The organism is Rhodococcus sp. AQ5-07, from assembly GCF_009707305.1.
Lineage (GTDB): Bacteria > Actinomycetota > Actinomycetes > Mycobacteriales > Mycobacteriaceae > Rhodococcus_F > Rhodococcus_F erythropolis.
In genome coordinates this window covers 4,315,506-4,338,880 of sequence record NZ_CP046099.1, presented here as the reverse complement: position 1 = coordinate 4,338,880, position 23,375 = coordinate 4,315,506, and the positions used below count along the sequence as shown (strand labels likewise).

Genomic DNA, 23,375 nt, shown 5'->3' with positions numbered 1-23,375 from the left:
GTTCCGGTACGACAGTCCCCCCGCCTTCGGAACGTGGTGGAAGAATGCGGGGGGTGAACGCAACCGGAGTGCCCACAGAAGTGCTTTCCCGGGTAGCCGCGGCAGGGGCGGACGACGCCGGTGGCCTACCCGTCGAACTGCTGGGTGATTTCCTGGACGTGCTCAGTGTCGCCGTATGCGAGGGGAAGCCGCTGCAGCGTCGTCAGCTGCATCGTTTCCGTGCCCGCGGTGAAGAAGCGGCGCAGCAGGGTGTTGCCCTGCGAGCCCTGCTCGATCTTTATCTCTCCTCGGCCTGGCGCCTGTGGCGTGAGCTCCCCGCTGTTATTGCGGCACAATCGGATCCGACTGCCGTGGTCTCGGCCGGCGAAGTCATGCTCCGCGCCGTCGACGATGCCGTCGCCGAACTGGCCGAAGGATTCCAGTTGGCCAGGCGTTCTCTGGTCCGCTCGCAGGTATCGGCACGCCGTGAGTTCGTCGACGACCTGTTGACCGGTGGAGCCGATGTCGTCGGATTGTTGGGTCGTGCTTCGGGATTCGGTCTCCACCTCAGCGGTCCGCATGCCGTCGCGGTGGTGACCGCGACGCGCGAGTTCACCGACGACAATCCCTTGGTGCGGGCCGTCGAACGTGCCGTGCTCGGCAGCAAGGGTGACGCCGACGCGCTGGTTGCCAGCAAGAGCGGCAAACTGGTCGTCGTTTTCGCGGCGCCGGACCGTGATGCCGTTGACCACGTGCTGGCGGGTATTCGGTCGGCTCTCGGACCGGGAACCGATGACGACGGGCGAGTTCAGTTGCAGCGGCGTGCTTTGGACGGAACCTGGCAGATCGGTGTCGGGCGCCCTCGCACCACTGCTTCGGGCGTCGTGGCGTCGTACCGGGAGGCGCTCGACGCACTGGACCTGGCGCAGCGCCTCTCGTTGACCGCACCGATCATCGATGCTCGTGACCTGCTGGTCTACCGCGTTCTGGTCAACGACAGGCCGGCGGTCACCGACCTGATCCACACCCTGCTCACCCCGCTGCTCGAGGCACGCGGCGGCGCTGGGCCGATGATCGACACCCTGCTCGCGTACTTCTCCGCCGGCGGCAATACGGCAAAGACCGCCCGAGACCTGCATTTGTCGGTCCGGGCGGTCACGTACCGCTTGGACCGTATCCGTGAACTCACCGGCCAGAACGTCAACGACCCCAACGACAGCTTCGCGCTCCACGCTGCCGTGCTGGGCGCGAAGTTGCTCGACTGGCCGGCCACGGAGCTGGCCTGATCAGCTGGTGCGTGCCCGTTCCTCGTAGGCAGCACGGGCCGCGGTGTCGACGTCGCCGAGAAACTGCGTCTCGACGCCGAACAGTCGGCTCAATGCCTCGTAAGGCCGTCGGGGCATGAAACCCTGTGCCTGGACAAGCAGTCCGGACACTCGCGTAATGCGCACGCGTGGTCGAGGTTTGGTGATCAAGCCGACGATTGCTTCGGCGATTTCCTCCGGCTGAACCTCACGGAAACCCTTCATTCCCGAAGTCCCGGAAGTGAGTTGGGTGTTGGTGAGCGTCGGCAGTACGGACGAGACGTTCACTCCGGTGCCACGAACTTCCTTGCGGACAGAATCGGTGAAGCCCAACACCGCATGCTTGGCGCCGCAGTACGTCGACAAACCGGGGCACGGGAGTTCGCCGGCAAGCGAAGCGATGTTGATGACGTGTCCACGTCCGCGTGGAAGCATCCGTCGCAGTGCGAGTTTGGTTCCCGTGATCACGCCGAGGACGTCGATCTCGATGATGCGTCTGGTCACGGTGTCGTCCTCGTCGACGATCCGTCCGACCGGCATGATGCCCGCATTGTTGACCAGTACGTCGATCGGGCCCAGTTCACCTTCGACGGTGTCGAGGAAGTCGAAGAACGACGCGGGGTCGGTGACGTCGAGACGCCCGAACGTACGGATGCCCAAATCTTTTGCAGCCTGCGCGAGAGTGGCTTCGTCGATGTCGCCGATCGCGACCCTCGCGCCCAGGCTGATGAGCCGTTTCGCGGTGGCGTATCCGATGCCCCTGGCGCCACCGGTGATGACCACTACCTGACCGTCGAAAGGCTTGTTCATATCGCGAGCGTCTCCAAAAACTAGAGGGATGGGATTGCAGTGACGTAAATCTGCAGCGACGTGAAACTGCAGTGAGATGTGATTGTGGACCAGTTGAAGTTGGGTAGATAGGGCTTGTTGGCCGAACCAAGGCGATAGATTTATGACTAAGTCACAATTCGGGGAGGCGCCATGGAAACATCGGAGTTGGACGGCTGGATTGCGAATCTCGCACCCATCTATCTCCAGCCGGAGGTGATCGACGGTTTCGTCCAACGCATCGACGACGCCATTGCCGAGGCCAATCCCGAGGTAGCGGCTGATCGGGAGCTACGACGCGATGTGGATGCGAGCACCGCGGCGCAGCTCCGCGTCATCGTGGCGGCGATCGCGGGCGGTTCCCAGGAGGTCACGCCGCCGGCGGAGTCGGTTGCGCTTGCACTCACCGTCGCCCGGCGCGGTATGGATCTTCGGGTCCTGCTCAAGATCTACGGCGCCGGACGCCTCGCGATGCTGGGTTTCGTCGACGAGTCGATAGAAGCACTCCCGATAGGTCCGGAACTCAAACGCGCACTTCTGGTTCGAGTGTGGGGTTCGGCGATGAGATGGCTGGAAGTGACCACCGAATTGTTGGTCGCGACGTACGCGAAGGAGCGGGAGAGCTTGGCGCGCGGCGCTTTTGCGCGTCGGTCCGAGACGGTGCACGCGATTGTCGCGGGCGAAGCCCTTCACTCCGACGAAGCGTCCCGGATCCTGGACTATCCGATGCGGCGCCACCACACGGCGTTTGTTCTCTGGACGGACGACACCGACCCGGCTGCAGACGTATTGGCGCGGTTGGACTCGTATGCCCGTACCTTCGTAGACGAGTCCAACGGCGAGCGTGTTCTGACTTTGCCTTCGGGCGCGCGTGAGCTGTGGTCGTGGGTCGCGCATTTCGACGGCCAGGAGTGGGCGTCACATGTTGATGCCCGGCATTCGGATCTTCGCGTTGCAGTGGGAGCGAGCGGTTACGGAATGGAAGGATTCGCTCGCAGTCATCGCGAGGCGCTCGCCGCGCAGCGCGTGGCGGTCCGTTCCGGGGGCTCGCCGGGTATCACCGTCTACGAGGATGTTCAGGTTCCCTGTCTGCTCACCGAAGATCTGTGCGAACTGCGTGAGTTGGTGGCTCGGGAACTGAAAGGCCTGGCCGGCGCGGACGGCGTCACGACGCGCATCCGTGACACCGTCCGGGTCTACTACGAGAACAACTGCACCGCGGCCGCTACTGCCGCTGCCCTCGGCCTGCACAAGAACACCGTGCGGTATCGACTCGATCAGGCCGAAAAGCTACTGGGTCGCAGCGTCGACCAGCGTCGGCTGCCGACGGAGTTGGCCCTCATCGCACTGGAGAGCTACGGAGCCACTATCGCGCCGGCGCCGTGATTCGCTACTGCATGTCATCGAGTCCGGGGAGCGAGTAGCCGGAGTTGTCATCCCAATCTGCGGGGGTGTCATCGAGTGAAACGTCCCAGTCGGCGTCGGGCACCGCTCGCCGGAGTTCGGTCAGTGCGTTGAACCAGTAGACGAGTGACGGAATCACCTCGGTCGGATCGCTCGAGATCTTGGTCGAGCCGTTGAGCAGAGTGTTGGGGATATCCGACGGGTAGAGGTCCAGGACCTCGTAGTCGAACGGAAATTCGTCGTTGTGGACGGCGATGAGTCGGTCGACTTCGGCCTTCTCGTCGTCGGTCAGCGGTGTGGAGCGGACGGCGGAGTAGTACAACGAGGTGCTCATGTTTGCCAGGCTAGAACAAGTTGCCTTCCAACGGCGGTTTCGGATGCAACACCTTTAGATTGCATGATCTCGGCAACTTTAGATACAAAAGTCGTCGATATTTCGACGGGGATGGATAGAAGTCGGCAAGGAACACTGGAGAAGACGGCGAGACGGCCGTCCGAACCCAGTGAAGGAGCTCCCCGTGACCGCAGTCATCAGTGCCATTCGGGTAGGTGGTCAGCGATGAACGTTCCCATGTGGGCGTGGGCCGCGTTCGCCGCAGTCATCGTCGTCATGTTGCTCATCGACTTGCTCGCCCACCGCGGCGCGCATGTCATCGGCTTCAAGGAAGCGGCCTGGTGGAGTGCACTCTGGGTCGGTTTGTCTCTCGTGTTCGCGGTGGTTGTCACCCTGACCTTGGGGGTGAACTCGGGCGTCGAATTCACAACAGCCTGGCTGTTGGAGAAGAGCCTCTCGGTCGACAACCTCTTCGTGTTCGCCCTGATCTTCGGTTACTTCAAGGTGCCCCGTGAGTACCAGCACCGTGTGCTGTTCTTCGGTGTCATCGGCGCCCTGATCTTCCGCGGAATCTTCCTCGCTGCCGGCGTTGCCGTGGTCAGCAAGTTCACGGCCGTGCTGTTCGTCTTCGCCGCCATCCTGCTCTACAGCGCTTACAAGCTGCTCAAGGACGACGACGAGAGCTTCGATCCGGGTACGTCGCTGGCAGTTCGCCTGCTGCGCAAGATCATGCCGGTTCGCGAGGAATACGCGGGAACCAAGTTCTTCGTCAAGGAAGCCGGAAAGCGCGTCGCAACACCGCTGTTCGCCGTCGTCGTCGCCATCGAAGCCGCCGACCTCGTGTTCGCAGTCGACAGCGTCCCGGCAGTCCTGGCAGTGAGCGACGACCCGTTCATCGTGTACTCCAGTAACGCGTTTGCGATCCTGGGTCTGCGTGCCCTGTACTTCCTGCTCTCGGGTCTGCTCGAGAAGTTCCACTACCTCTCCAAGGGGCTGTCGATCATCCTCGCCTTCATCGGCGTGAAGCTGATCATGCAGGCCAGCCACAAGGTGATCAGCACGTCGATCCCCGAGATCCCCTCGCTGGTCAGCCTCGCGGTGATCATCGTGGTCTTGGCAGGCTCGATCATCCTGAGCCTCAAGAAACCGCTACCGCAAGAGCCTGAGGCCGAAGAGGTTGCGTCCGGTGATGCACCGGTCGACCTCGAGAAGACAGGCCCGAATGGGGGCGTCGAGTCTTCCGACATCGCACTTGCTGCCGGCGAGCACGACGACGATGACGACAAGGTGGATGCTCGCAGTAGGAGCTGACGCCTGATCGGCTGAACCGAATCGAAAAGGGAGACCACACAACGAGGTGTGGTCTCCCTTTCCGTTTCTCACCCCTTCTCGCGACCAAACAGACCACTGATCGGGAAGGTGTGTTCTCACTCGGCCGCGAGCGATCTACCTTGGCGGATGCCCGACGTCCGAGATCAGGAGTGCACATGACAATTCACGCGGAAGTCATCACCATGCTGGCCACGCTCAACGCCGCATTTCCGGATGTCACCAGCTTCGAGCCGTCGGAGTTACGTGCTCTGCTTCGGAATCGACGCGCCCCGTTGGAGCGGCTTCCCGATTTGCGTACGGTCGAAGACCTCGCAATCGAGGGCCCCGGTGGTGATCTGGCGATCCGCGTCTACCGCCCGCACACTTCCTCCGACGCCATACCGCTGGTCGTCTTCGCTCATGGCGGAGGCTTCGTGTTCTGTGACCTGGACAGCCATGACGAATTCTGCCGGTCCATGGCAGAAGGGGTTGGCGCAGTCGTCGTCTCCGTCGATTATCGTCTGGCCCCTGAGCACCCCGCGCCGGCAGCACACGACGACGTCTACGCCGCATTGGAGTGGGCGGCGAAACACGCGGCACAGTACGGCGCAGACCCGAGCAAGATAGTCCTTGCCGGCGACAGCGCGGGCGGCAATCTTGCTGCGACAGTTGCCATCGCCGCCCGCGATCGTGGGGGGCCGGCGGTTGCGGCGCAGGTTCTCATCTATCCGGTGATCGACGACGATTTCGACACCGAGTCCTACCGTCTCTACGGTACCGACCACTACAACACGACCACGGCCATGAAGTGGTACTGGGACCAATATGCTCCCGAACGCCGAGATGACGTGCGGGTGATACCCACTCGGACCGAGTCGTTCGCCGATCTTCCCGCTGCTGTTGTCGTGACAGCCGAGCTGGATCCGCCGTGCTCGTCTGGTGACGAGTACGCGAAACTGCTTGCCTCGGACGGCGTCCCCGTGCAGCATCATCGCTTCGACGGGTTGTTTCACGGGTTCCTCACTATTCCGTCATTGTCGCTCACAGAGCCGGCACGCCAGAAAGTTTGGGCGATGATCCGCGAGGTATCAGCCGCCGCTCGATAGGATCTCGTCGCCCAGTTCGCCGAAGGTATGGCAGATTCTTTCCCGCACAATGACTTCGGTGCATTCGGGATCGAACCATCGATCAACGACGCCCCAGTGGATCGGATGATCGAGGTATTGGGTCCGCAGTGATTCGAGGTCGGTGAACTCCTGCTCCCACACATGGGTCCACGGCGCTTCGTCACGTGTAGGTGTTGCGCCGGTCGCCGCACTCACCCGACTGAGTCGCCAGGCAGCGATCGAGGAGATATGCCCGGGCATCTTCAGCAAGTCGCTTTCGAACTGTTCGATTTCGTCCTCGGAGGTAGTGGGTTCAACGCGAATCAGCAATGCTCGGTACACCCCGTTCGGGCCGGTGGCGCGCGAGCGACCCTCGGTTCCGGAAACGTACTCGGCGCCGTGAAAGCATTCGATGGCATCGTGGTGAAGTTCTGCGTCGACGGAATCGCTAACGGCCCGCCACGCGGCTTCATTCGCGAACTGAAGATAAACGATCAGATCTCCGCCGTTGATGGCGCCGGGCAGAGTAGAGGTGACGAGATGGCGAACTGCGCCCGACGATTCTGCCACTGCTGCAATGGTGTTCACCGCATTCGCCCAGCCGTCCGAGTCCGTGCTGTCGGCAGCAAAAACAACCCTAGTGACGTTATACATCGGCCAGTGCCTCGACGTCGTCGGCAGCAGCAGCCATGGTGCGGCTACGTTCGCAGATGAGTGGTTCCATGGCATCCCACCACTGCCGAAGCGTGGTGTCGCCGCGACTCAGACGAGTCATTGCCCACCAACCGGAGGCTCCGTCGACGGTCCACGTGATAGTCACGACGTTCGGTTCGTACTCGGACCACAACGGCGGACTGACAAGTATGTTGTCGAGGGTCAGGCAGCGTCGCCGGGCGTTCGGCAGGTAGCCGGCACGCCATTCGTCGACGAACTTCTGCCCGCATCCGGGATTCGTGACGATCCGGTCGATCACGTAGAGAGTCTCACCTGCCATGTGCGCAGGCTACGTTCCGTCTAAGTCTCTGCGGTACTACCGATCTCACGCAGCGGGAGGTTGTTCGGAAGCGGAAGGGGAGTGCGCCGGTCGCAGCCCCAGCCACCCCACCAGTCCCACCAGAACGAAGGCAACGCCCGCGGTCGCGAACGTGACGGTGAAGGCAGATTCGCTTGGCATCGCCGGAACCCCTTCGGGGAGGTTCGCGATTGTCATCGACGCCAGAATCGTTGTCACTACTGCGCTGCCGATGGCGCTGCCGGTGGAACGTGAGATCGAGTTGATGCCGTTGGCGATGCCGCTCTGATGATGCGGGACGTTGGACATGATGATGGCGGGCATGGCTGCATAGCCGAGGCTCAGGGCGGCGCCGATCACCATGCCCGCACCGATGACCGACGCGGTGTGGGTGTGGTCGAACGCGAGCCACGCAAACGGCACCGCGCCCAGGATCGCAGTGAGTCCCAGAACGAATCGCGGCCCACGCAGCCTGATGAGACGACCGCCGATCGGGGCGGCGATCAGCGAAACTATCGCGCCAGGCAGCAGGAATTCGACCGACGCACGCAGAATGCTCGCGTCGAAGCCGTATCCGGTGAGATCGCGGGGAAGTTGTGCGAGATACGAGATCCCGAGGAAGTTCGCGAACATGCCGAAGCCCACCACGACGCCGGCAAGATTTGCCATCATCACCGGGCGGTGGACGAACATCCGCATGTCGACAAGCGGTTCGTCGACGATCTTCTCGATCCATACCCAGACTGCGAACATCACGATCGAGGCCACAAAAACACCGACGGTCAAGGGCGACAACCACCCCCATTGGTGGCCTTGAGAAATCGCCAGAAGAAGCAGAAGTAGTGCCGCGCCCAGACTCAGCGCACCGATGAGGTCCACGCGCCCACCGCTTTTGTGCGTGGTGGGCGGGACCAGCGTGGCGACGGCAATCAAGGCCAGCACTGCGAATCCGGTGGCCATCCAGAAGGCGTTGCGGTAGTCGGCATCCGGAGCCGATGTGAGCAGACCGGTTGCCACGAGGGCGAGACCGCTGCCGAACGCGAGAGTTCCGCTGACCAGGGCCATGGCGCCGGGAAGCTTCTGTGGTCGTATCTCTTCGCGCAAGACCGAGAGTGCGAGAGGGAAGATCGCGGTGGCTGTTCCCTGGAGTACACGGCCGAGGATCAGCAGTGGCAGATTGTGCGCCAATGCCGCGACAATCGAACCGATCACCATGACGACGAGGACGCCGACCAAGGTGCGCTTCTTGCCGTGCTGATCGCCGTAGCGTCCCAGCAGGGGAGTGAAGACGGCAGCGGAAAGCAGGGTCGCCGTCGTCACCCAACTGACGCCGGCGGACGAGGCTCCGAGGTCGGACTGAATCCGTCCCAGGATCGGAACCGGCAGCGTCTGCATCATCGAGACGATCATCGCTGCCAGGCTCAAAGCGCCGATGATCACGGCCTCCCGGCGCGGCGATCTTGCTACGGACTGGTCCGGGGAATCGGTGGCAGTTGGCGTAGCGCTGGGGCTCGCGGCACTGCTCGTCGTAACTGTGTTCGTCAACGGGTCCTTCTCGGGAACAACAAGAGAAAATGCTTAATGTGGCGAAGTAATTTTCTCTGGATGGTAAGTCCGCGAGATCGATCCCGTCAATGCTGGTCAGCGACCGAGTGGGACGTGCCCTGTGAATTCGTTCTAGAAGGGGTATACCGGGAGTGCACTTTGCGCCGTCACCCATTGTGTTTCCGTGAAGGCATCGAGGTTTGCACCGATACCGCCGACACGGCCGCCGTTACCCGAAGACGCCATGCCGCCGAACGGGATGACGGCTTCGTCGCCGACCGTCTGATCGTTGATGTGGACCAGGCCGGTGGGAATCTGTTGGGCGAGTTCGAGTCCGCGCATGGCGTCGGAGGTCAGAATGCCCAGCGACAATCCGTACTCGGAATCGTTGGCTATGGCGACGGCTTGTTCGACGGTGGCGAAGGAGGTCACCGGTGCGACCGGCCCGAAGACCTCGTCGGCGAAGGCCGGCGCGGTGAGTGGGGTGTCGGCTAGCACGGTGGGCCGGTAGAAGAGATCCTCGTAGGTGCCGCCGGCAGCCAGTTTTGCTCCGGCCGCGATGCTTCCGTTGACCAGAGAGTGGATGTGGTCGCGTTGTTTGGCGTCGATGATGGGTCCGAGTGCGACCTGACCGGTGAACGGGTCGCCTACCGGAAGCTTGTCGGCGTGTTCGGCAAGGAGTGCGGTGTAGTCGGCGGCGATACTTTCGTGGACCAGTTGGCGGCCGGTGGTCATGCAGATCTGTCCCTGGTGCATGAACGATCCGAAAGCGCCGACAGATGCGGCCTTTTCGAGGTCGACGTCATCCATGACGATCAGTGCATTGTTGCCGCCGAGTTCAAGATGAGCGCGCTTGAGATGGCGGCCCGCCAGTTCGCCGACCGCGCGTCCAGCTCGGGTCGACCCGGTGAATGCGATGACGCGAACGCTCGGATGAACCACGATTGCCTCACCGGCGTCAGCGCCGCCCGGCAGCATGCTGAACACTCCGGCGGGCAAGCCTGCTTCTTCGAAGATGCGAGCGAGAACCACACCGCCGCAGATCGCCGTGCGCGGGTCAGGCTTGAGGATCACCGAATTGCCCAGCGCCAGTGCGGGAGCGACTGCACGGATCGACAAAATGATGGGGAAGTTGAACGGCGCGATGACGCCGACGGTTCCGACGGGTACGCGACGAGAGAAGCTCAGCCGAGGTTGCTCCGAGCGCAGAACCTCGCCGACAGGGTGCGCGGCCAAAGCTGCTGCGTTGTAGCACTCTTCGGCAGCGGTACGGGTTTCCAGCCCGGCCTTGGCCGGGATGCTGCCGGCCTCGCGGATTACCCATTCGCCGATTTCGTCGGCGTACTGCTCGAACAGTTGACCGGCGCGGCGTAGAACGGCGGCTCGTTCAGTGTATGGCCTTGCCGCCCAATTCTTCTGAGCTGCAGTAGCTTTTGTTGCAGCGGCCGCCACGTCGTCGGGTGTTGCCATGCCGACCGTCGTCAACTGCTTGCCGGTGGCCGGCTCGACGACAATACGATCGTCGGCGCTACCGCGAACCCATTCGCCGTCGAAGATCTTCGATTCCCACACAGGTTCGCTCAGCAAACGCGTCATGGCCGCTCCTCGGTAAAGGGATGCAACCGCGCGCCGCATCACATGGTTGCCCACCACGTTGCTCTGTGAGGGGGTCGATCGCCATCACACTTTCACTCAGTGAAAGACGGATTCATGGCGTCCTTGAGTGCTTGGATCAGATCGGCGAACTCGGTGGAGTGGGTAGCGCCGCTGCGGGTCACACCCGAGACAGGAATGCGCAAGCGGCCGTGCGATTCTCGCATGAAGCTGATTCCAGCGCGCGGAGATTCGCCTGCGGTGATCGAATAGAGCAGGGTCCAGGCGCGCGGGTTGGTGATCACGTCCAGCGTGGCTGTGTGATCGCTCGGAATTGCGGGGCCCAGTTGGACGCGTCGATCGATCTCGCGGAATGCGTCCTCGACCACCTTGTGAATGAGCACCTGACTTTGGCGCGGCGGCAGGAGCAGGGGATATGCGGCCAGATCATTGAGGTCGACGCTTTGCTGGCCGGCTAGGGGGTGACGGCTCGACATGACGACCAGCAGATCTTCGACGCCGAGGTCCAAGGGTTCGAGTCCGGGGCGGTCGACGCCGCCGCGAATCAGGGCGATGTCCGCGTCACCGGAGGCCACAGCATCCATGCGGTGGGCAAAGCTCTTGATGACGAACTCGACGTCCAGGTCCGGATGAAGTTCGCGCACGTGTGCGATGGCGTCCAGCGTCTGAGCGGCAAAGCTCATGTTTCCGGTGATTCGGATCCGGGCGCTCGGGTCTCGTGCGACGGAGTACGCCATCGTTTCGAGACTGAGGACTTGCTGCGCGATGGGCACCAGTCGCGATCCTGCCGGGGCCAGGCGAACCGCCCGGGTCGAGCGCTCGAAGAGTGTCGCCCCGAGCTCCTTCTCCAGTCGTGCGACCTGATGGCTGATCGCCGACTGCGAGATGAAGCAGCGTTCGGCAGCGCGACTGAAGCTCAGTTCCTCGCTCACGACGAGAAAGTACTTGAGTTGGCGGAAGTCCATGAGGACAGCTTACTTATGAGCAATCGAGATAACAGTCTTGCGAATACTCCAGCTAGCTGGACCCGACCCATGATCAGTCCATACCGTAATAGTCATACTTTCAATTTGGTTGAGGAGTTCGTTGTGGATAGAACAGCTGCGGGTCGCGCCGACATCGACGCGACTGGACACGAGAAGACTCAGGTTGTGATCGTCGGTTCGGGATTCGGAGCCCTCGCCGCGGCCAAGACCCTCGCGAAGTCCAAGACGCCGTTCGTTCTCATCTCCGCCACCACCGAGCACCTCTTCCAGCCGTTGCTCTACCAGGTGGCGACGGGTGTCCTGTCGGCCGGCGAAGTTGCTCCGCCCATCCGCACGATCCTGCAGAAGTACCCCAACGCCGACGTCCGCCTCGGCCGCGTCGTCGAGGTCAACGCCGAAGAGAACACCGTCGTCTACGAAGCCTCGGGCACCCGCCACACGCTCGGGTACCGCTCGCTCATCGCAGCCACCGGTGCCACGCAGGCGTACTTCGGTCATGACGAGTTCGAAAAGGTCACCTACAAGCTCAAGACCGTCGAGGACGCCGAGGTGCTGCGTAAGCAGATCCTGCGTTGCTTCGAGGAAGCGCACACCACCAACGACGCGCTGGTTCGCCGTAACCTGCTGAGTTTCGTTGTCGTGGGTGCCGGCGCGACCGGCGTCGAGCTCGCCGGACAGATCAAGGAACTGGCGCGTCGCTACTTTGCGAAGGCCATCAACAACATCAGTGCCGACGAGGTCACGGTCACCATGGTCGAGGGCGCCGGCGTTGCGCTTCCGGCCTTCGGCGGCAAGCTCAGTGAGTACACGCAGGCCTCGCTCGAGAAGTCGGGTGTCGAGGTAGTCCTCAACACCATGGTCACCGCCATCGACGAGCATGGTGTCACCGTCTCTTCGGCAAAGACCAAGGAAGAGAAGCGCATCGACGCCGAGACCGTCATCTGGTCGGCCGGTGTACGCGCCAACGACTTCGCCGCAGTGCTCGGCGAGGCAACCGGTTGTGAGAGTGACCGCGCAGGTCGTCTGCTCATCAATCCGGACTTGACCGTCGGCGGGTTTGCCAACGTCTTTGCCATCGGCGACATGACTTCGCTGAACGGTCTGCCGGGTCAGTCGCCCGTTGCAATGCAGGGTGGCCGTCACGCCGCGAAGACTGTGAACGGAAAGGTCAAGGCCGGAACGCCTTTCAAGTACTTCGACAAGGGCAGCATGTCGATCATCAGCCGATTCAGCGCTGTATGTCGCGTCCGCAAGGTCGAGTTCAAGGGCACGATCGCCTGGTTCATGTGGCTGGCCGTGCACGTGATGTATCTGGTGGGCTTCCGCAACCGGTATGTCGCTGTGATGTCGTGGTTCGGTTCGTTCATCGGTCACCGTCGTCCGCACTTCCACTACGCGCAGGAACCGATGAAGATCGAGGCCGCGCCGCCGGTGACCGAACGCGAACCGGAATTGGCGCACTCCGCGTAGCTCCGCACCGCCTGAACACGTTTCGCCTGATGTCAGTCACAGTGGATTCTTAGTGGCACTGCCCTGTCACACTGTGTGAATGGCATCAGGCGACCGTTCGTTGATCGGCCGGGCATTTATCGTGCTCGGTGCCTTCGACGCGAAATCGCCGCGGTTGACGCAGTCGGAGATCAGTCGTCGCAGCGGTTTACCTCTGCCTACCGTTCATCGGCTGTGTGGGCAGTTGGTGGCTGAGGGCGCACTCGAGCGTCGGAGCGACGGTAAGTACCAGGTCGGAGTGCGGTTGTGGGAGATCGGCGCTCTTGCTCCCGGCGCTCACGGCCTGCGGCAGGTGGCGTTGCCGTTCCTCGAGGACCTGTACGAGGTCACCCGGGAGAATGTGCAGTTGGTCGTTCGTGAGGGTACCGAGGCGCTGTACCTCGAGCGCTTGTCCTCGCGTAGTGCTGTCACCGTTGTCGGTCGGGCCGGGGGAAGATTGCCGTTGCACGCGTCCAGCGGTGGATTGATTCTCCTCGCGCACGGCGGAACCGAGCTTCTCGACGACGTCCTCCAGGCCGGTCTCGAGTCGTTCACTCCCAAAACCATTACGTCCGAGCGGATTTTGCGAGCAACTCTCGACGAGATCAGACGCACCGGATTTGTCGTCTGCCGTGAGTATCTGAACGTCGGAACCCTTGCCGTCGCTGCTCCGGTACGCGAAGCCGGCGGCAATGTCGTCGCAGCGGTCTCGACAGTTGTTCCGGTGGAGCAGGATCCGGCTCCATTGCTGCCGGCCTTGGTCGCGGCCGCCCGTGGAATTTCACGCGGGCTTGGTGGCGGTGGACTTGGATAGCTCGTATTCGGTCTTTCACTGAGTGAAATTACAGCTGTTCAGGGGAGTGATCGTGGTCGATGGTGGTCTCAATCGTCACTCACCTCAGGAGTTCTCTGTATGTCTTCTTCGCGCACCCAGGTCGGAATCGTCGGTGGTGGTCCCGCCGGGTTGATGCTCTCGCATCTGTTGCATCTGAAGGGAATCGATTCGGTAGTCCTGGAATGTCGCACCCGTGAAGAGGTAGAAGGCACCATTCGTGCCGGCGTGCTCGAACAGAACACGGTTGATCTCATGGTCGAGACCGGACTCGGTGATCGACTGAAGCGGGAGGGCCTCGAACATCACGGAATCGAGCTGCGATTCGGCGGGCGAGGGCACCGAATTGCGTTCGACGAATTGACCGACGGGCGCGCCGTCACGGTGTATCCGCAGCACGAGGTGCTCAAGGATCTGATCGCGCGACGTCTCGCTGACGGCGGGGACATTCGGTTCGGAGTGTCCGACGCGAAAGTGCACGATCACGAGTCGGATCGCCCGAGCATCACTTTTGTCGACTCGGACGGAAACGACCAGAAGCTCGAGTGCGCCCTGGTGGCCGGTTGCGACGGATCACGTACGCAAACGCGAAAGCTGATTCCCGAACCGTCGATCCGAACGGATCATTTCCGCCAGTATCCCTTCGCGTGGTTCGGCATCCTGGCCGAGGCTCCGCCGTCATCGGAAGAATTGATCTACGCCAACCATGAGCGTGGGTTTGCACTGATCAGCACGCGGACCCCCGACGTGCAGCGTCATTATCTTCAGGTCGATCCGGACGACTCCGTGGACAACTGGTCCGACGATAGAATCTGGGACGAGCTGCACATGCGCGTCGACGGCGACGGAGCAGAGATCAAGGACGGCAGGATCTTTCAGAAATCGATCCTTCAGTTCCGCAGCTTCGTTTGTGAACCGATGCAGCACGGCAACCTGTTTCTTGCCGGCGATGCGGCGCACACCGTGCCGCCGACCGGTGCGAAGGGTATGAATCTCGCGATCGCCGACGTCTACGCTCTGGCGAAGGCAATGGACAGTTTCTTCACCTCGTCCGACCGAAAGATGTTGGACGGGTACACCGAAACGGTGCTGCCGCGTGTGTGGCGGACGCAGCACTTCTCGTGGTGGATGTCGTCGATGCTCCATCGCTTGCCAGACGACAGCGGTTTCGGGCATCGCCGTCAACTGGCCGAGTTGGACATGGTCACGCGTTCGGTCGCCGGACGAACGCTGATCGCCGAGAACTACGTCGGAACGCCCTTGATCTAGAGAGCTGTCGCAGATTTTGCGGTGCGTAATCAGTGGAGCGGGGTGCCTTGATGGTGTACCAGTTGCCATCCGATCGGGGCGCGGCGCCACAGGGATGTGCGCCGCGCACGACGCACGTCTCGGACGGAATCCCACTGTGTCAGGACGTATCCGTCGTCGATGATTCGACCGGTCAAGTTGTGAACTTCGATGCCGTCGCCGTCGATGGGTTCGTTTCGCAGTGATTCAACGGTCGACGGTAGGTCCCGGACGCTACCCGACGCACCTATCTCGGTGAAGTCTTTGTGGGGTCATGAATGCTCCTCTGCCTACGCATAGGCCGGGCACGATGTCGATCGTGATCATCGCAGAGGTGGGCGTTGAGTTTCCAACATCCGTTCTCGGAGACTGTCGTAGATAGGTGCCGACCCTGCCGCGGTGGCGACGAATACCGCTGCCGCAGTGGCAGCGAGCATCGGGACGAGCGTCGACGTCACCGCTGTCATCTCGACCACGATCACGATGCCGGTGAACGGTGCGCGCACTACAGCGCCGAAGAAGGCAGCCATGCCGATGGTGGCCATGGTGACCGTGAGCCCGGCGTCCACTCCGGGCACCAAGCTCGACAGTCCGGTGAAGATCGACCCCCAGAGTGCGCCGAGTGCAAGTAAGGGAGCGAACAGTCCGCCGGGGGTTCCAGCGGCATACGAGAGCGGGCCAGTGAAGAACCGAACCGCCAAGTACAGCAGCAGGATCGGCAGTACGAAGGTCCTTCCGCCGACGATCATCTGTGCAAGAACGTCGCCGCCCCCACTGGCCAGCGGGTCGAGGAACAGCGTCAGGCCGATGGTGGCGCCGATCGTTGCGCCGATGACAGTCGGCGGGATCCTGTCGAGTCGTGCAACGGCGTCGAGTAGACCCAGAATCAAGCGGTTGTAGGCGATACCGAGTAGCCCCGTGAGGATTCCGAAGACGACAAACAGTGGCAAGAGTGCGAGTTGAGGCGTCGGGACGGTGCCGACCTCGAAATCGGGTTGGTCACCGATGACAAGTCGTGCACAGCCCACCGCGACCGAAACACCGAAAAGTGTTGGCAGCACGGTGCGCAGCCGAAATGAGTGCGTCACCTCCTCGCAGACGAACAGTGCCCCGGCGATCGGCGCGTTGAACGCGACGGCGAGTCCTGCTCCGGCCGTGGATGTTTGCAGCATGGCGACGTCCGGTTCGGCAAGGCGGGCCCGCCGTCCCGCTTCTGCCCCGATCGCCGCACCCATGTGTACGGTGGGGCCCTCGCGGCCGAGAACCAGACCGGAGCCGATCGCCAAGAGGCCGCCGATGAATCTGGCAGGCACGAGATTGATTCCCGGCGGCTTCGCTTCGCCGCGGGACACCGCCTCGACGTGCTGGATGCCGCTTCCCTTTGCGAGGGGGACTCGTCTGACGATCAGTACGGCCAGCACGGTGCACAAGGCCACCAGGACGACCGGCACGAGCCACCCGACGTACGGAACGTGATGCGCCCAGTTCACGATCGTCCGACGGAGTTCGTCGGCCCTGATCAGACACCAACGGAATGCGCCGCCGACAAATCCGACCCCGACGCCGGCGACCGCAGCGAGAAGGCACAGCAAACTCAGTCCGCGGTTGGAGTCACGCGGTTCGGTGCCGCCGTCGTCCTCGGTCATCGTGATCAGCCCTACCTGATGGTCACAACTCGCGACAGGTGAATTGAGCTTGCTCACCTTGGACGGTAACCCATCCCGATACCCGCAGTGTCGGATCGAGGTTGTGCAGCCGAGTCACAATTCGACAAGCAGGCTGATTCCGAGAACCGCCATCATCACGGCGATCAGAGCGTCGAGAATCCGCCAGGCGTTGGGTTTCGCAAAAAGCGGCGTCAGCAGACGTGCGCCGTAACCGAGGGCGCTGAACCAGACCACACTCGCGGTGATGGCACCGGCCGCAAACCACCAACGTCCGATTTCGCCGCGACCGTTGGCAATTGAACCCATGAGCACCACGGTGTCGAGGTAAACGTGTGGATTGAGCCAGGTGAGAGCCAATGCCATCGTGACGGCGGCCAGCCTCGAACCGTTGCCGTGCTGATCCGGCGCCAGCGTCTGGGGTCGAAGCGCCCGCTTGGCGGCGAAGATTGCATAGCTGAGGAGGAAGACCGCACCGGCGATACGAACGAACGTGATCAGCGACGGTGCGTGTTCGAGGAGGGTCCCGATTCCGCTGATGCCTGCAAGGATCAGAATTGCGTCTGACAACGCGCACACTGCGACGATCGGGAGTACGTGCGATCGCGTCAGGCCTTGGCGAAGAACAAACGCATTCTGGGCGCCGATTGCGACGATCAATGACAGTCCGACTCCGAAACCGACGAGGGCCGACGCAGGGTCGTTGGTGCTGAGCATGTTGTCGAGCCTGCCGCTCAGATTTCATTCAGTCCAGCTAATGATTCTTAGGACGCATCAGAGTAGCTTCAGATTATGTTGGATTTCGAGCAACTGAGGGCATTGCACGCTGCGGTCGACGAGGGAACCTTCGAGGCGGCGGCGCGGAAGTTACACATCACGCCTTCGGCGGTCAGCCAACGAATCAAAGCTCTCGAGACCTCGGTTGGCCGGATCCTGGTGCAGCGCACCAAACCCATCCAGGTCACCGATTCCGGGAGAGAAGTCCTGCGTCTTGCCCGTCAGATAGACGCACTGTCGCGTGACACCGTGCGAGAACTCGGTTTGGAAAACGGTTCGAACACCTTCGCCCGCGTCTCGATCGCGGTCAATGCCGATTCGCTGTCCACTTGGGTTCTCGGGGCCCTCGCGGAGTTCACGCAAGAAGTCAGTTTCGATTTTCATCTCGACGATCAAGACCACACCACCGAACTGCTGCGCGACGGTTCGGTCATGGCTGCCGTCACGTCGGTTGCGTCACCGATTCAAGGGTGTACCTCCAGTCGGTTGGGCATCATGCGGTATCGGCCGATGGCGAGCGCAGAGTTCTGCCGTCGCTGGTTCGCAGATGGTGTCACGGCCGAATCTCTTTCGGAGGCACCGCTGGTGGTGTTCAATCGCAAGGATCTGCTGCAGGATCGGTACCTCGATCAAAAGGTCGGACGCCCGGCAGATCCGCCTCGCCATCTTGTTCCGTCATCGGCAGACTTCGCGGACGCCGTCAGGCGGGGATACGGGTGGGGGTTGATACCGGACCTGCAGTGCGGCGAAGACGATCGCGGCGGGGTGCTGATCGGATTCGATCCGGACTTCGTGGACGACGTTCCGCTGTACTGGCAGCAGTGGAAACTGTCGTCACCCGTCTTGCGCCGGATCTTCGAAGTGGTGACCCGACGTGCCCACGAAGTGTTGCATCAGCCCTCGATCTGATGTTCGCCGCCCTTGCGGCGTTGTGCTCAGGGAACAAAGAACCTGGATAAGTTGATCCCCTGAGACCGTTTCTTCGGCCGCAGGACGCCGATAGTGTTTTGAGTCACACACGAATGAAAGGTGCTGACTCTCGTGGCGGACATCGGATATCTGGCTTGGGATCTTGCGGAGAAGTACGGGAAGAAGCCGTGCCTGCGGGACGACCACGTCGAACTCACGTATGAAGAGTTCGCAGATCGTACGGAAGCTGTTGCCGCGCAATTGGCCGGACTCGGAATCGGACTCGGTGACGTGGTGGCGATCATGCTGCCCAATCGCGCCGAGTTGCTGATCGCGATCATGGCTGCCTGGCGCATCGGTGCTGCAGCTACGCCCATCAATCCGATGTTCACCGCGAACGAAGCGGATTACCAGATCGCGGACTCCGGGGCCGAGTTGGTCATCACCGCCTCTGCCGATGCGCCCTCGGGTGGCCGTGCGGTGTTGGCCGTCGACGATCTGGCGACAGTGCCGCCGACCGATCCCCGACCCGGAATCGATGTTGCAGCAGACGATCTGGCGTTGCTCATCTACACCAGCGGCTCCACTGGACGGCCCAAGGGAGTGATGCTCACGCATTCCAACCTGCAGTTCATGGCTTCGTCGATGGGCAAGAACATCGGTGTTACCGGCGCGGATCACTGCCTGCTGATTCTGCCGTTGTTCCATGTCAACGCGATCTGCGTCAGCGTCCTGACGCCCTTGCTTGTCGGCGGACAGGTGAGTGTCACCGGGAAGTTCTCGGTTTCGAGATTCTTCGACGACGTTGCGCGGCTTCGCCCCACGTATTTCTCGGCGGTGCCGGCAATCTACGCGATGCTGACCTCGCAGCCGGAAGACGCCTCGATCAATACGTCATCTTTGAGATTTGCCGTGTGCGGTGCGGCGCCGATCAGCAAGGAACTCCTCGAACGCGCGGAGCAGCGTTTCGGTTTCGTGATCGTGGAGGGTTACGGACTCACCGAGGGGACCTGTGCGTCGGCCTGTAATCCTGTGGAGGGCCTGCGCAAACTGGGTACGGTCGGCCCGGCGTTGCCCGGCCAGCAGATTGCCATTCTTGCCGAGGACGGAACCTTTGCTCCCGTCGGAACTGCCGGAGAGGTGGTCATCAAGGGCGGCAACGTGATGCGTGGCTATCTGGGCAAGCCGGAGGAGACCGCGAAGACCGTCAAGGATGGTTGGTTGCATACCGGCGACGTCGGGGTCCTCGACGAAGACGGCTACCTGACCCTGGTCGATCGCATCAAGGACATGATCATCCGTGGGGGCGAGAACATCTACCCCAAGGAGATCGAAAATTCGCTCGCCACACATCCTTCCGTGCTCGAGGCCGCCGTCATCGGCGCTCCGCACCAGGTCTACGGAGAGGTGCCAGTTGCCTATGTCGTTGCCTACCCCGACGCGCCCGTCACCGAAGGCGAACTGCTCGAACATGTCACGGCCTTGCTCACCCGAGTAAAGGTGCCAGTGGCGATCTACGTCGTCGATACGCTTCCCCGAAACCCGGTGGGCAAGATCGACAAACCCGGAATGAGACGAGCTCTGAGCGCAACTCCCGCTCACTAGTCCCTTCCCCGTAATACCAGCACAACTCGACGACGTGCGTCGAGTCGATCCGTCATGCCCACATTCCGTATTTCAGGAGCACATCATGGGATTCAAAGAAGGAAACTTCCCTCCCGTCGATCCGGCAACCTTCATGGACAAGCCGTTTCTCGAGCGTCTGCGTGACATGTCCACGCACTGGGTGGATTACGGCTTCGGTACACCGAAGATGGTCCACACCGTCTACATCATGAAACTGTTGTTCCTCTACCTGGCAGCTGGAACAGCCGTTGCCACTTTGACTTCCGGCCTCTCGTGGTTCGACATCGGATCATGGTGGAACCAGCCGATCGTCTACCAGAAACTCATCATCTGGACCATGATGCTCGAAATCCTGGGCCTGGCAGGGTCTTGGGGTCCATTGGCCGGCCACTTCAAACCGATGACCGGTGGAGTTCTCTACTGGATCCGCCCCGGCACGATTCGCCTGCCACCGTGGCCGGGCAAGGTGCCGCTCACCTCGGGTGACACCCGCACGGTGTTCGACGTCGTCATCTACGTCGCCGTAGTCGCCAATCTTCTTGTTGCCGCGGTTCTTCCCGGCGTTCACACCGCAGGAATCGATTCGGCAATCGCCGACAATGCCGGACTGGTACGCCCGACGGTCTTGTACTCCTTCCTCGTGCTCGTGGTGATTCTCGGGTTGCGGGACAAGGTGCCCTTCATCGCTGCCCGTAGTGAGCAGTACCTGCCGGCGATCTTCTTCTTCACGTTCCTGCCCTTCGTCGACATGATTCTGGCGCTCAAACTGCTGATCGTCATGGTGTGGATCGGTGCCGGTGTCTCGAAGTTCGGCCGTCACTTCTCGCTGGTGGTCCCCCCGATGCTCAGCAATACGCCGTGGATCCCGTCGAAGAAGATCAAGCGTGCGCACTACCGGAATTTCCCGGAGGATCTGCGACCCTCGCACCTCGGCGGCGGGGTCGCACACGTGGCCGGAACGATGGTCGAAATCGTCACCCCGTTGATACTGCTCTTCTCGACGAACAAGACACTCACCATCCTCGCCGTGATCCTCATGGTCGGATTCCATCTCTTCATCGCGTCGACCTTCCCGCTGGCCGTTCCGCTGGAATGGAATCTTCTGTTCGCTTACGCCTCGGTCTTCCTGTTCCTGGGCTTCCCGGCGTGGGACGGCTACGGCCTCGGCGCCATGTCTTCACCCTGGATCACAGCGGGAATTATTGCAGCCCTTGCTTTCTTCCCCATTCTCGGAAACCTTCGACCCGATCTGGTGTCGTTCCTGCCGTCGATGCGTCAGTACGCCGGCAACTGGGCATCTGCGACGTGGGCATTCGCGCCGGGCGCCGAAGCAAAGATCGACCAGTACATCAAGCGTCCGTCGCCGGATACGCGTAATCAGTTGATGACGATGTACCCCGAAGATGTGTCCGATGTCGTTCTGCATCAGCTGTTGGGCTGGCGTTCCATGCACAGCCAGGGGCGTGCACTGTTCTCACTGATGATCAGGCACCTCGGCGACGACATCAACACGTACTCGCTGCGGGAAGCCGAGTTCATGTGCAACTCCATCGTCGCCTTCAACTTCGGTGACGGGCACCTGCACGACGCGAAGTTGATTGCCGCCATTCAGCGTCGCTGCAATTTCGCGCCCGGCGAGTTCCTGGTGACCTGGATCGAATCGCAGCCCATCCACAAGGGAACGCAGGAGTACCAGGTGATCGACGCAGCTCTCGGCGTCATCGAACGAGGTACTTTCAAGGTCGCCGACGCAGTTGCCGAACAACCGTGGTTGCCGAACGGGCCCATTCCGTTCGACGTTCAGTGGACACTGGACGTACGGGCCGACCGCGCGGCAACAGATCCGCAGGTGGTCTCCGAACCGAAGATGCGTACGAGGGTCAGCGGTAGCGAGCAAGAGGTGAGTAAGTGACAAAGGCCGTAGTCGTCGGTAGCGGGCCCAATGGGCTCGCTGCCGCGGTACACCTCGCACGTAGCGGTGTGGACGTGCAGGTGCTCGAGGCCGCCGACCAGATCGGCGGAGGCACCCGCTCCGGTCCGATCGACGTGCCGGGGTTGATTCACGATCACTGCTCGGCGTTTCACCCGATGGGTATCGGCTCGCCGTACCTGTCAAAGTTGGACCTCGAGCGATACGGGCTGATCTGGAGATGGGCAGAGGTGGACTGCGCGCATCCGCTCGACAACGGGGACGCCGGTGTTCTGTACCGCTCGCTGGAGCAGACGGCGGCGGGACTCGGCGCGGACGGACCTCGATGGCAACGCATGTTCGGTGACTTGTCGACGGGATTCGATGCATTGGCGTCCGACCTGATGCGCCCGATCGTCAATGTCCCGCGGCATCCGCTGCGGCTCGCAGCTTTCGGTCCGCGAGCGCTGCTTCCGGCAACCGTGACCGCGAAGTTGTGGAAGACCGGCAAAGGGAAGGCGCTGTTCGGCGGGGTTGCCGCGCACGCCTTCTATCCACTCAACCGTCCGGCCACCTCGGCGGTGGGATTGATGATCACTGCTGCTGGTCACCGCTACGGTTGGCCGGTTGCCGAGGGAGGTTCGCGTTCGATCACCGACGCCATGGCCGCGATGCTCCTCGATCACGGCGGCAAGATCGACACCGGCATTCGGGTTCGCACGGCCTCCGAGATTCCGGACGCCGATGTTGTTCTGCTGGATGTCAATCCGGGGGGTGCGCTCGAGATACTGGGCGATCGACTCCCTGGCCGAGTGGCGAGAGCCTATCGAAAGTTCAAGCAGGCTCCCGGAGCGTTCAAGGTCGATTTTGCGATCGAAGGTCATGTGCCGTGGACCAATCCGGATTGCGCTCGGGCCGGAACTGTCCATCTGGCAGGTGCTTTCGACGAAATCGTGGCCGCTGAGCGTGAGACGAATTCAGGCCGCATGCCGGACCGGCCGTTCGTGCTCCTCGGTCAGCAATACCTGGCTGATCCCACCCGATCCGCCGGGAACGTTCATCCGCTGTACGCCTATGCGCACGTGCCACACGGATATGCCGGCGACGCTACAGAGGCGATCATTCGTCAGATCGAGAGGTTTGCGCCAGGATTCCGGGATCAGATCGTCGCGACATCGAGCAGTGGTACAGCTGACCTGGCACAAGACAATCCGAATCAGGTAGGCGGCGACATCATCGGAGGTGCCAACACCGAACTGCAGGTTGTCTTGCGTCCGCGCGTCGCAGTCGATCCGTACAGCACGGGGATCGCGGGCACTTACCTGTGCTCGGCCTCGACCCCGCCGGGTGCCGGAGCACATGGAATGTGCGGGTACAACGCGGCCGAATCGGCTCTGAAGTACCTGCGACGAAAGGGTGCGGAAGTTCTGTGAGTAGTCCATCGCACAAGGAGCGAGGCG

Annotated in this window: 21 protein-coding genes; 11 read left to right on the top strand and 10 right to left on the bottom strand. The window is 62.0% G+C overall.

What is annotated here, in order from left to right; genetic code table 11:
- Window positions 1–53 precede the first annotated feature (53 nt).
- Complete coding sequence (locus GJB56_RS20270; protein ID WP_113682735.1) at window positions 54–1,265, top strand: PucR family transcriptional regulator; 1,212 nt, start codon at window positions 54–56, stop codon at window positions 1,263–1,265.
- Here the strand turns inward: GJB56_RS20270 and GJB56_RS20265 are convergent, their stop codons facing one another.
- Window positions 1,266–2,093 (bottom strand): SDR family oxidoreductase, encoded by an 828-nt coding sequence (locus tag GJB56_RS20265; RefSeq protein WP_113682734.1) that lies wholly within the window; start codon window positions 2,091–2,093, stop codon window positions 1,266–1,268.
- A gap of 171 nt (window positions 2,094–2,264) precedes the next feature.
- Here GJB56_RS20265 and GJB56_RS20260 point away from each other — a divergent pair, with 171 nt between their 5' ends.
- The gene (locus GJB56_RS20260) at window positions 2,265–3,497 is read left to right on the top strand and encodes a PucR family transcriptional regulator (RefSeq protein ID WP_021345887.1); all 1,233 of its coding nucleotides are present in this window, start codon (window positions 2,265–2,267) and stop codon (window positions 3,495–3,497) included.
- Between the two features lie 4 nt (window positions 3,498–3,501).
- Here GJB56_RS20260 and GJB56_RS20255 read toward each other — a convergent pair whose 3' ends face one another.
- On the bottom strand, window positions 3,502–3,849 hold the full coding sequence (locus GJB56_RS20255; RefSeq protein WP_020909514.1) for a hypothetical protein: 348 nt from the start codon (window positions 3,847–3,849) through the stop codon (window positions 3,502–3,504).
- A 225-nt stretch (window positions 3,850–4,074) separates the two neighbouring features.
- Here GJB56_RS20255 and GJB56_RS20250 point away from each other — a divergent pair, with 225 nt between their 5' ends.
- Window positions 4,075–5,160, top strand: coding sequence for a TerC family protein (locus GJB56_RS20250; protein ID WP_019745800.1), 1,086 nt, complete (start codon window positions 4,075–4,077; stop codon window positions 5,158–5,160).
- A gap of 176 nt (window positions 5,161–5,336) precedes the next feature.
- Window positions 5,337–6,266: an alpha/beta hydrolase gene (locus tag GJB56_RS20245; protein WP_113682733.1), complete on the top strand. Its 930-nt coding sequence runs from the start codon at window positions 5,337–5,339 to the stop codon at window positions 6,264–6,266.
- On the opposite strand, the gene GJB56_RS20240 is transcribed toward GJB56_RS20245, so the two are convergent.
- From GJB56_RS20240 to GJB56_RS20220, 5 genes are all read right to left on the bottom strand, one after another.
- Window positions 6,249–6,920 (bottom strand): Dabb family protein, encoded by a 672-nt coding sequence (locus tag GJB56_RS20240; protein WP_113682732.1) that lies wholly within the window; start codon window positions 6,918–6,920, stop codon window positions 6,249–6,251. The two genes, GJB56_RS20245 and GJB56_RS20240, sit on opposite strands and share 18 nt — an antisense overlap.
- On the bottom strand, window positions 6,913–7,260 hold the full coding sequence (locus GJB56_RS20235; protein ID WP_021331699.1) for a hypothetical protein: 348 nt from the start codon (window positions 7,258–7,260) through the stop codon (window positions 6,913–6,915). Before GJB56_RS20235 ends, GJB56_RS20240 begins: the two co-directional genes overlap by 8 nt.
- Window positions 7,261–7,305: 45 nt before the next feature.
- Window positions 7,306–8,823, bottom strand: a complete 1,518-nt coding sequence (locus GJB56_RS20230; protein WP_020909510.1) for an MFS transporter — start codon at window positions 8,821–8,823, stop codon at window positions 7,306–7,308.
- Window positions 8,824–8,955: 132 nt separating this feature from the next.
- Window positions 8,956–10,419: a benzaldehyde dehydrogenase gene (locus tag GJB56_RS20225; RefSeq protein WP_113682892.1), complete on the bottom strand. Its 1,464-nt coding sequence runs from the start codon at window positions 10,417–10,419 to the stop codon at window positions 8,956–8,958.
- A 92-nt stretch (window positions 10,420–10,511) separates the two neighbouring features.
- On the bottom strand, window positions 10,512–11,402 hold the full coding sequence (locus GJB56_RS20220) for a LysR family transcriptional regulator (protein WP_113682731.1): 891 nt from the start codon (window positions 11,400–11,402) through the stop codon (window positions 10,512–10,514).
- A gap of 123 nt (window positions 11,403–11,525) precedes the next feature.
- On the opposite strand from GJB56_RS20220, the gene GJB56_RS20215 reads away from it, so the two are divergent.
- From GJB56_RS20215 to GJB56_RS20205, 3 genes are all read left to right on the top strand, one after another.
- On the top strand, window positions 11,526–12,893 hold the full coding sequence (locus tag GJB56_RS20215) for an NAD(P)/FAD-dependent oxidoreductase (RefSeq protein WP_019745793.1): 1,368 nt from the start codon (window positions 11,526–11,528) through the stop codon (window positions 12,891–12,893).
- Window positions 12,894–12,972: 79 nt separating this feature from the next.
- Window positions 12,973–13,725 carry an IclR family transcriptional regulator gene (locus tag GJB56_RS20210; protein WP_019745792.1) on the top strand — a complete coding sequence of 251 codons (753 nt, stop codon included), beginning with the start codon at window positions 12,973–12,975 and terminating at the stop codon, window positions 13,723–13,725.
- 99 nt (window positions 13,726–13,824) lie between these two features.
- The gene (locus GJB56_RS20205) at window positions 13,825–15,012 is read left to right on the top strand and encodes a 4-hydroxybenzoate 3-monooxygenase (RefSeq protein WP_113682730.1); all 1,188 of its coding nucleotides are present in this window, start codon (window positions 13,825–13,827) and stop codon (window positions 15,010–15,012) included.
- 29 nt (window positions 15,013–15,041) lie between these two features.
- Here GJB56_RS20205 and GJB56_RS20200 read toward each other — a convergent pair whose 3' ends face one another.
- The 3 genes from GJB56_RS20200 to GJB56_RS20190 form a co-directional block, all read right to left on the bottom strand.
- Window positions 15,042–15,281 (bottom strand): DUF4440 domain-containing protein, encoded by a 240-nt coding sequence (locus GJB56_RS20200; protein WP_080572256.1) that lies wholly within the window; start codon window positions 15,279–15,281, stop codon window positions 15,042–15,044.
- Between the two features lie 72 nt (window positions 15,282–15,353).
- Window positions 15,354–16,676 (bottom strand): ClC family H(+)/Cl(-) exchange transporter, encoded by a 1,323-nt coding sequence (locus GJB56_RS20195; protein ID WP_113682891.1) that lies wholly within the window; start codon window positions 16,674–16,676, stop codon window positions 15,354–15,356.
- 114 nt (window positions 16,677–16,790) lie between these two features.
- Window positions 16,791–17,411, bottom strand: coding sequence for a LysE/ArgO family amino acid transporter (locus GJB56_RS20190; protein ID WP_020971145.1), 621 nt, complete (start codon window positions 17,409–17,411; stop codon window positions 16,791–16,793).
- Between the two features lie 75 nt (window positions 17,412–17,486).
- Between GJB56_RS20190 and GJB56_RS20185 the strand changes: the two genes are divergently transcribed.
- The 4 genes from GJB56_RS20185 (at window position 17,487) to GJB56_RS20170 (ending at window position 23,348) form a co-directional block, all read left to right on the top strand.
- A complete protein-coding gene (locus GJB56_RS20185; RefSeq protein ID WP_113682729.1) occupies window positions 17,487–18,380 on the top strand; it encodes a LysR family transcriptional regulator ArgP in 894 nt (297 codons plus the stop codon).
- Window positions 18,381–18,512: 132 nt separating this feature from the next.
- Window positions 18,513–19,985, top strand: a complete 1,473-nt coding sequence (locus GJB56_RS20180) for a class I adenylate-forming enzyme family protein (protein ID WP_113682890.1) — start codon at window positions 18,513–18,515, stop codon at window positions 19,983–19,985.
- A gap of 85 nt (window positions 19,986–20,070) precedes the next feature.
- Window positions 20,071–21,918: a DUF3556 domain-containing protein gene (locus GJB56_RS20175; protein ID WP_113682728.1), complete on the top strand. Its 1,848-nt coding sequence runs from the start codon at window positions 20,071–20,073 to the stop codon at window positions 21,916–21,918.
- Entirely contained in the window at window positions 21,915–23,348 is a 1,434-nt protein-coding gene (locus tag GJB56_RS20170) for a phytoene desaturase family protein (RefSeq protein WP_113682727.1), read from the top strand. The genes GJB56_RS20175 and GJB56_RS20170 overlap by 4 nt, the downstream gene beginning before the upstream one ends.
- Window positions 23,349–23,375: the final 27 nt, after the last annotated feature.

Coding starts and splice junctions, on each gene's coding strand:
- GJB56_RS20205 (WP_113682730.1), top strand. CDS start 13,825: ATGTCTTCTTCGCGCACCCAGGTCGGAATCGTCGGTGGTGGTCCCGCC.
- GJB56_RS20265 (WP_113682734.1), bottom strand. CDS start 2,093: ATGAACAAGCCTTTCGACGGTCAGGTAGTGGTCATCACCGGTGGCGCC.
- GJB56_RS20250 (WP_019745800.1), top strand. CDS start 4,075: ATGAACGTTCCCATGTGGGCGTGGGCCGCGTTCGCCGCAGTCATCGTC.
- GJB56_RS20210 (WP_019745792.1), top strand. CDS start 12,973: ATGGCATCAGGCGACCGTTCGTTGATCGGCCGGGCATTTATCGTGCTC.
- GJB56_RS20185 (WP_113682729.1), top strand. CDS start 17,487: ATGTTGGATTTCGAGCAACTGAGGGCATTGCACGCTGCGGTCGACGAG.
- GJB56_RS20225 (WP_113682892.1), bottom strand. CDS start 10,419: ATGACGCGTTTGCTGAGCGAACCTGTGTGGGAATCGAAGATCTTCGAC.
- GJB56_RS20235 (WP_021331699.1), bottom strand. CDS start 7,260: ATGGCAGGTGAGACTCTCTACGTGATCGACCGGATCGTCACGAATCCC.
- GJB56_RS20175 (WP_113682728.1), top strand. CDS start 20,071: ATGGGATTCAAAGAAGGAAACTTCCCTCCCGTCGATCCGGCAACCTTC.
- GJB56_RS20240 (WP_113682732.1), bottom strand. CDS start 6,920: ATGTATAACGTCACTAGGGTTGTTTTTGCTGCCGACAGCACGGACTCG.
- GJB56_RS20220 (WP_113682731.1), bottom strand. CDS start 11,402: ATGGACTTCCGCCAACTCAAGTACTTTCTCGTCGTGAGCGAGGAACTG.
- GJB56_RS20245 (WP_113682733.1), top strand. CDS start 5,337: ATGACAATTCACGCGGAAGTCATCACCATGCTGGCCACGCTCAACGCC.
- GJB56_RS20260 (WP_021345887.1), top strand. CDS start 2,265: ATGGAAACATCGGAGTTGGACGGCTGGATTGCGAATCTCGCACCCATC.
- GJB56_RS20195 (WP_113682891.1), bottom strand. CDS start 16,676: ATGACCGAGGACGACGGCGGCACCGAACCGCGTGACTCCAACCGCGGA.
- GJB56_RS20190 (WP_020971145.1), bottom strand. CDS start 17,411: ATGCTCAGCACCAACGACCCTGCGTCGGCCCTCGTCGGTTTCGGAGTC.
- GJB56_RS20255 (WP_020909514.1), bottom strand. CDS start 3,849: ATGAGCACCTCGTTGTACTACTCCGCCGTCCGCTCCACACCGCTGACC.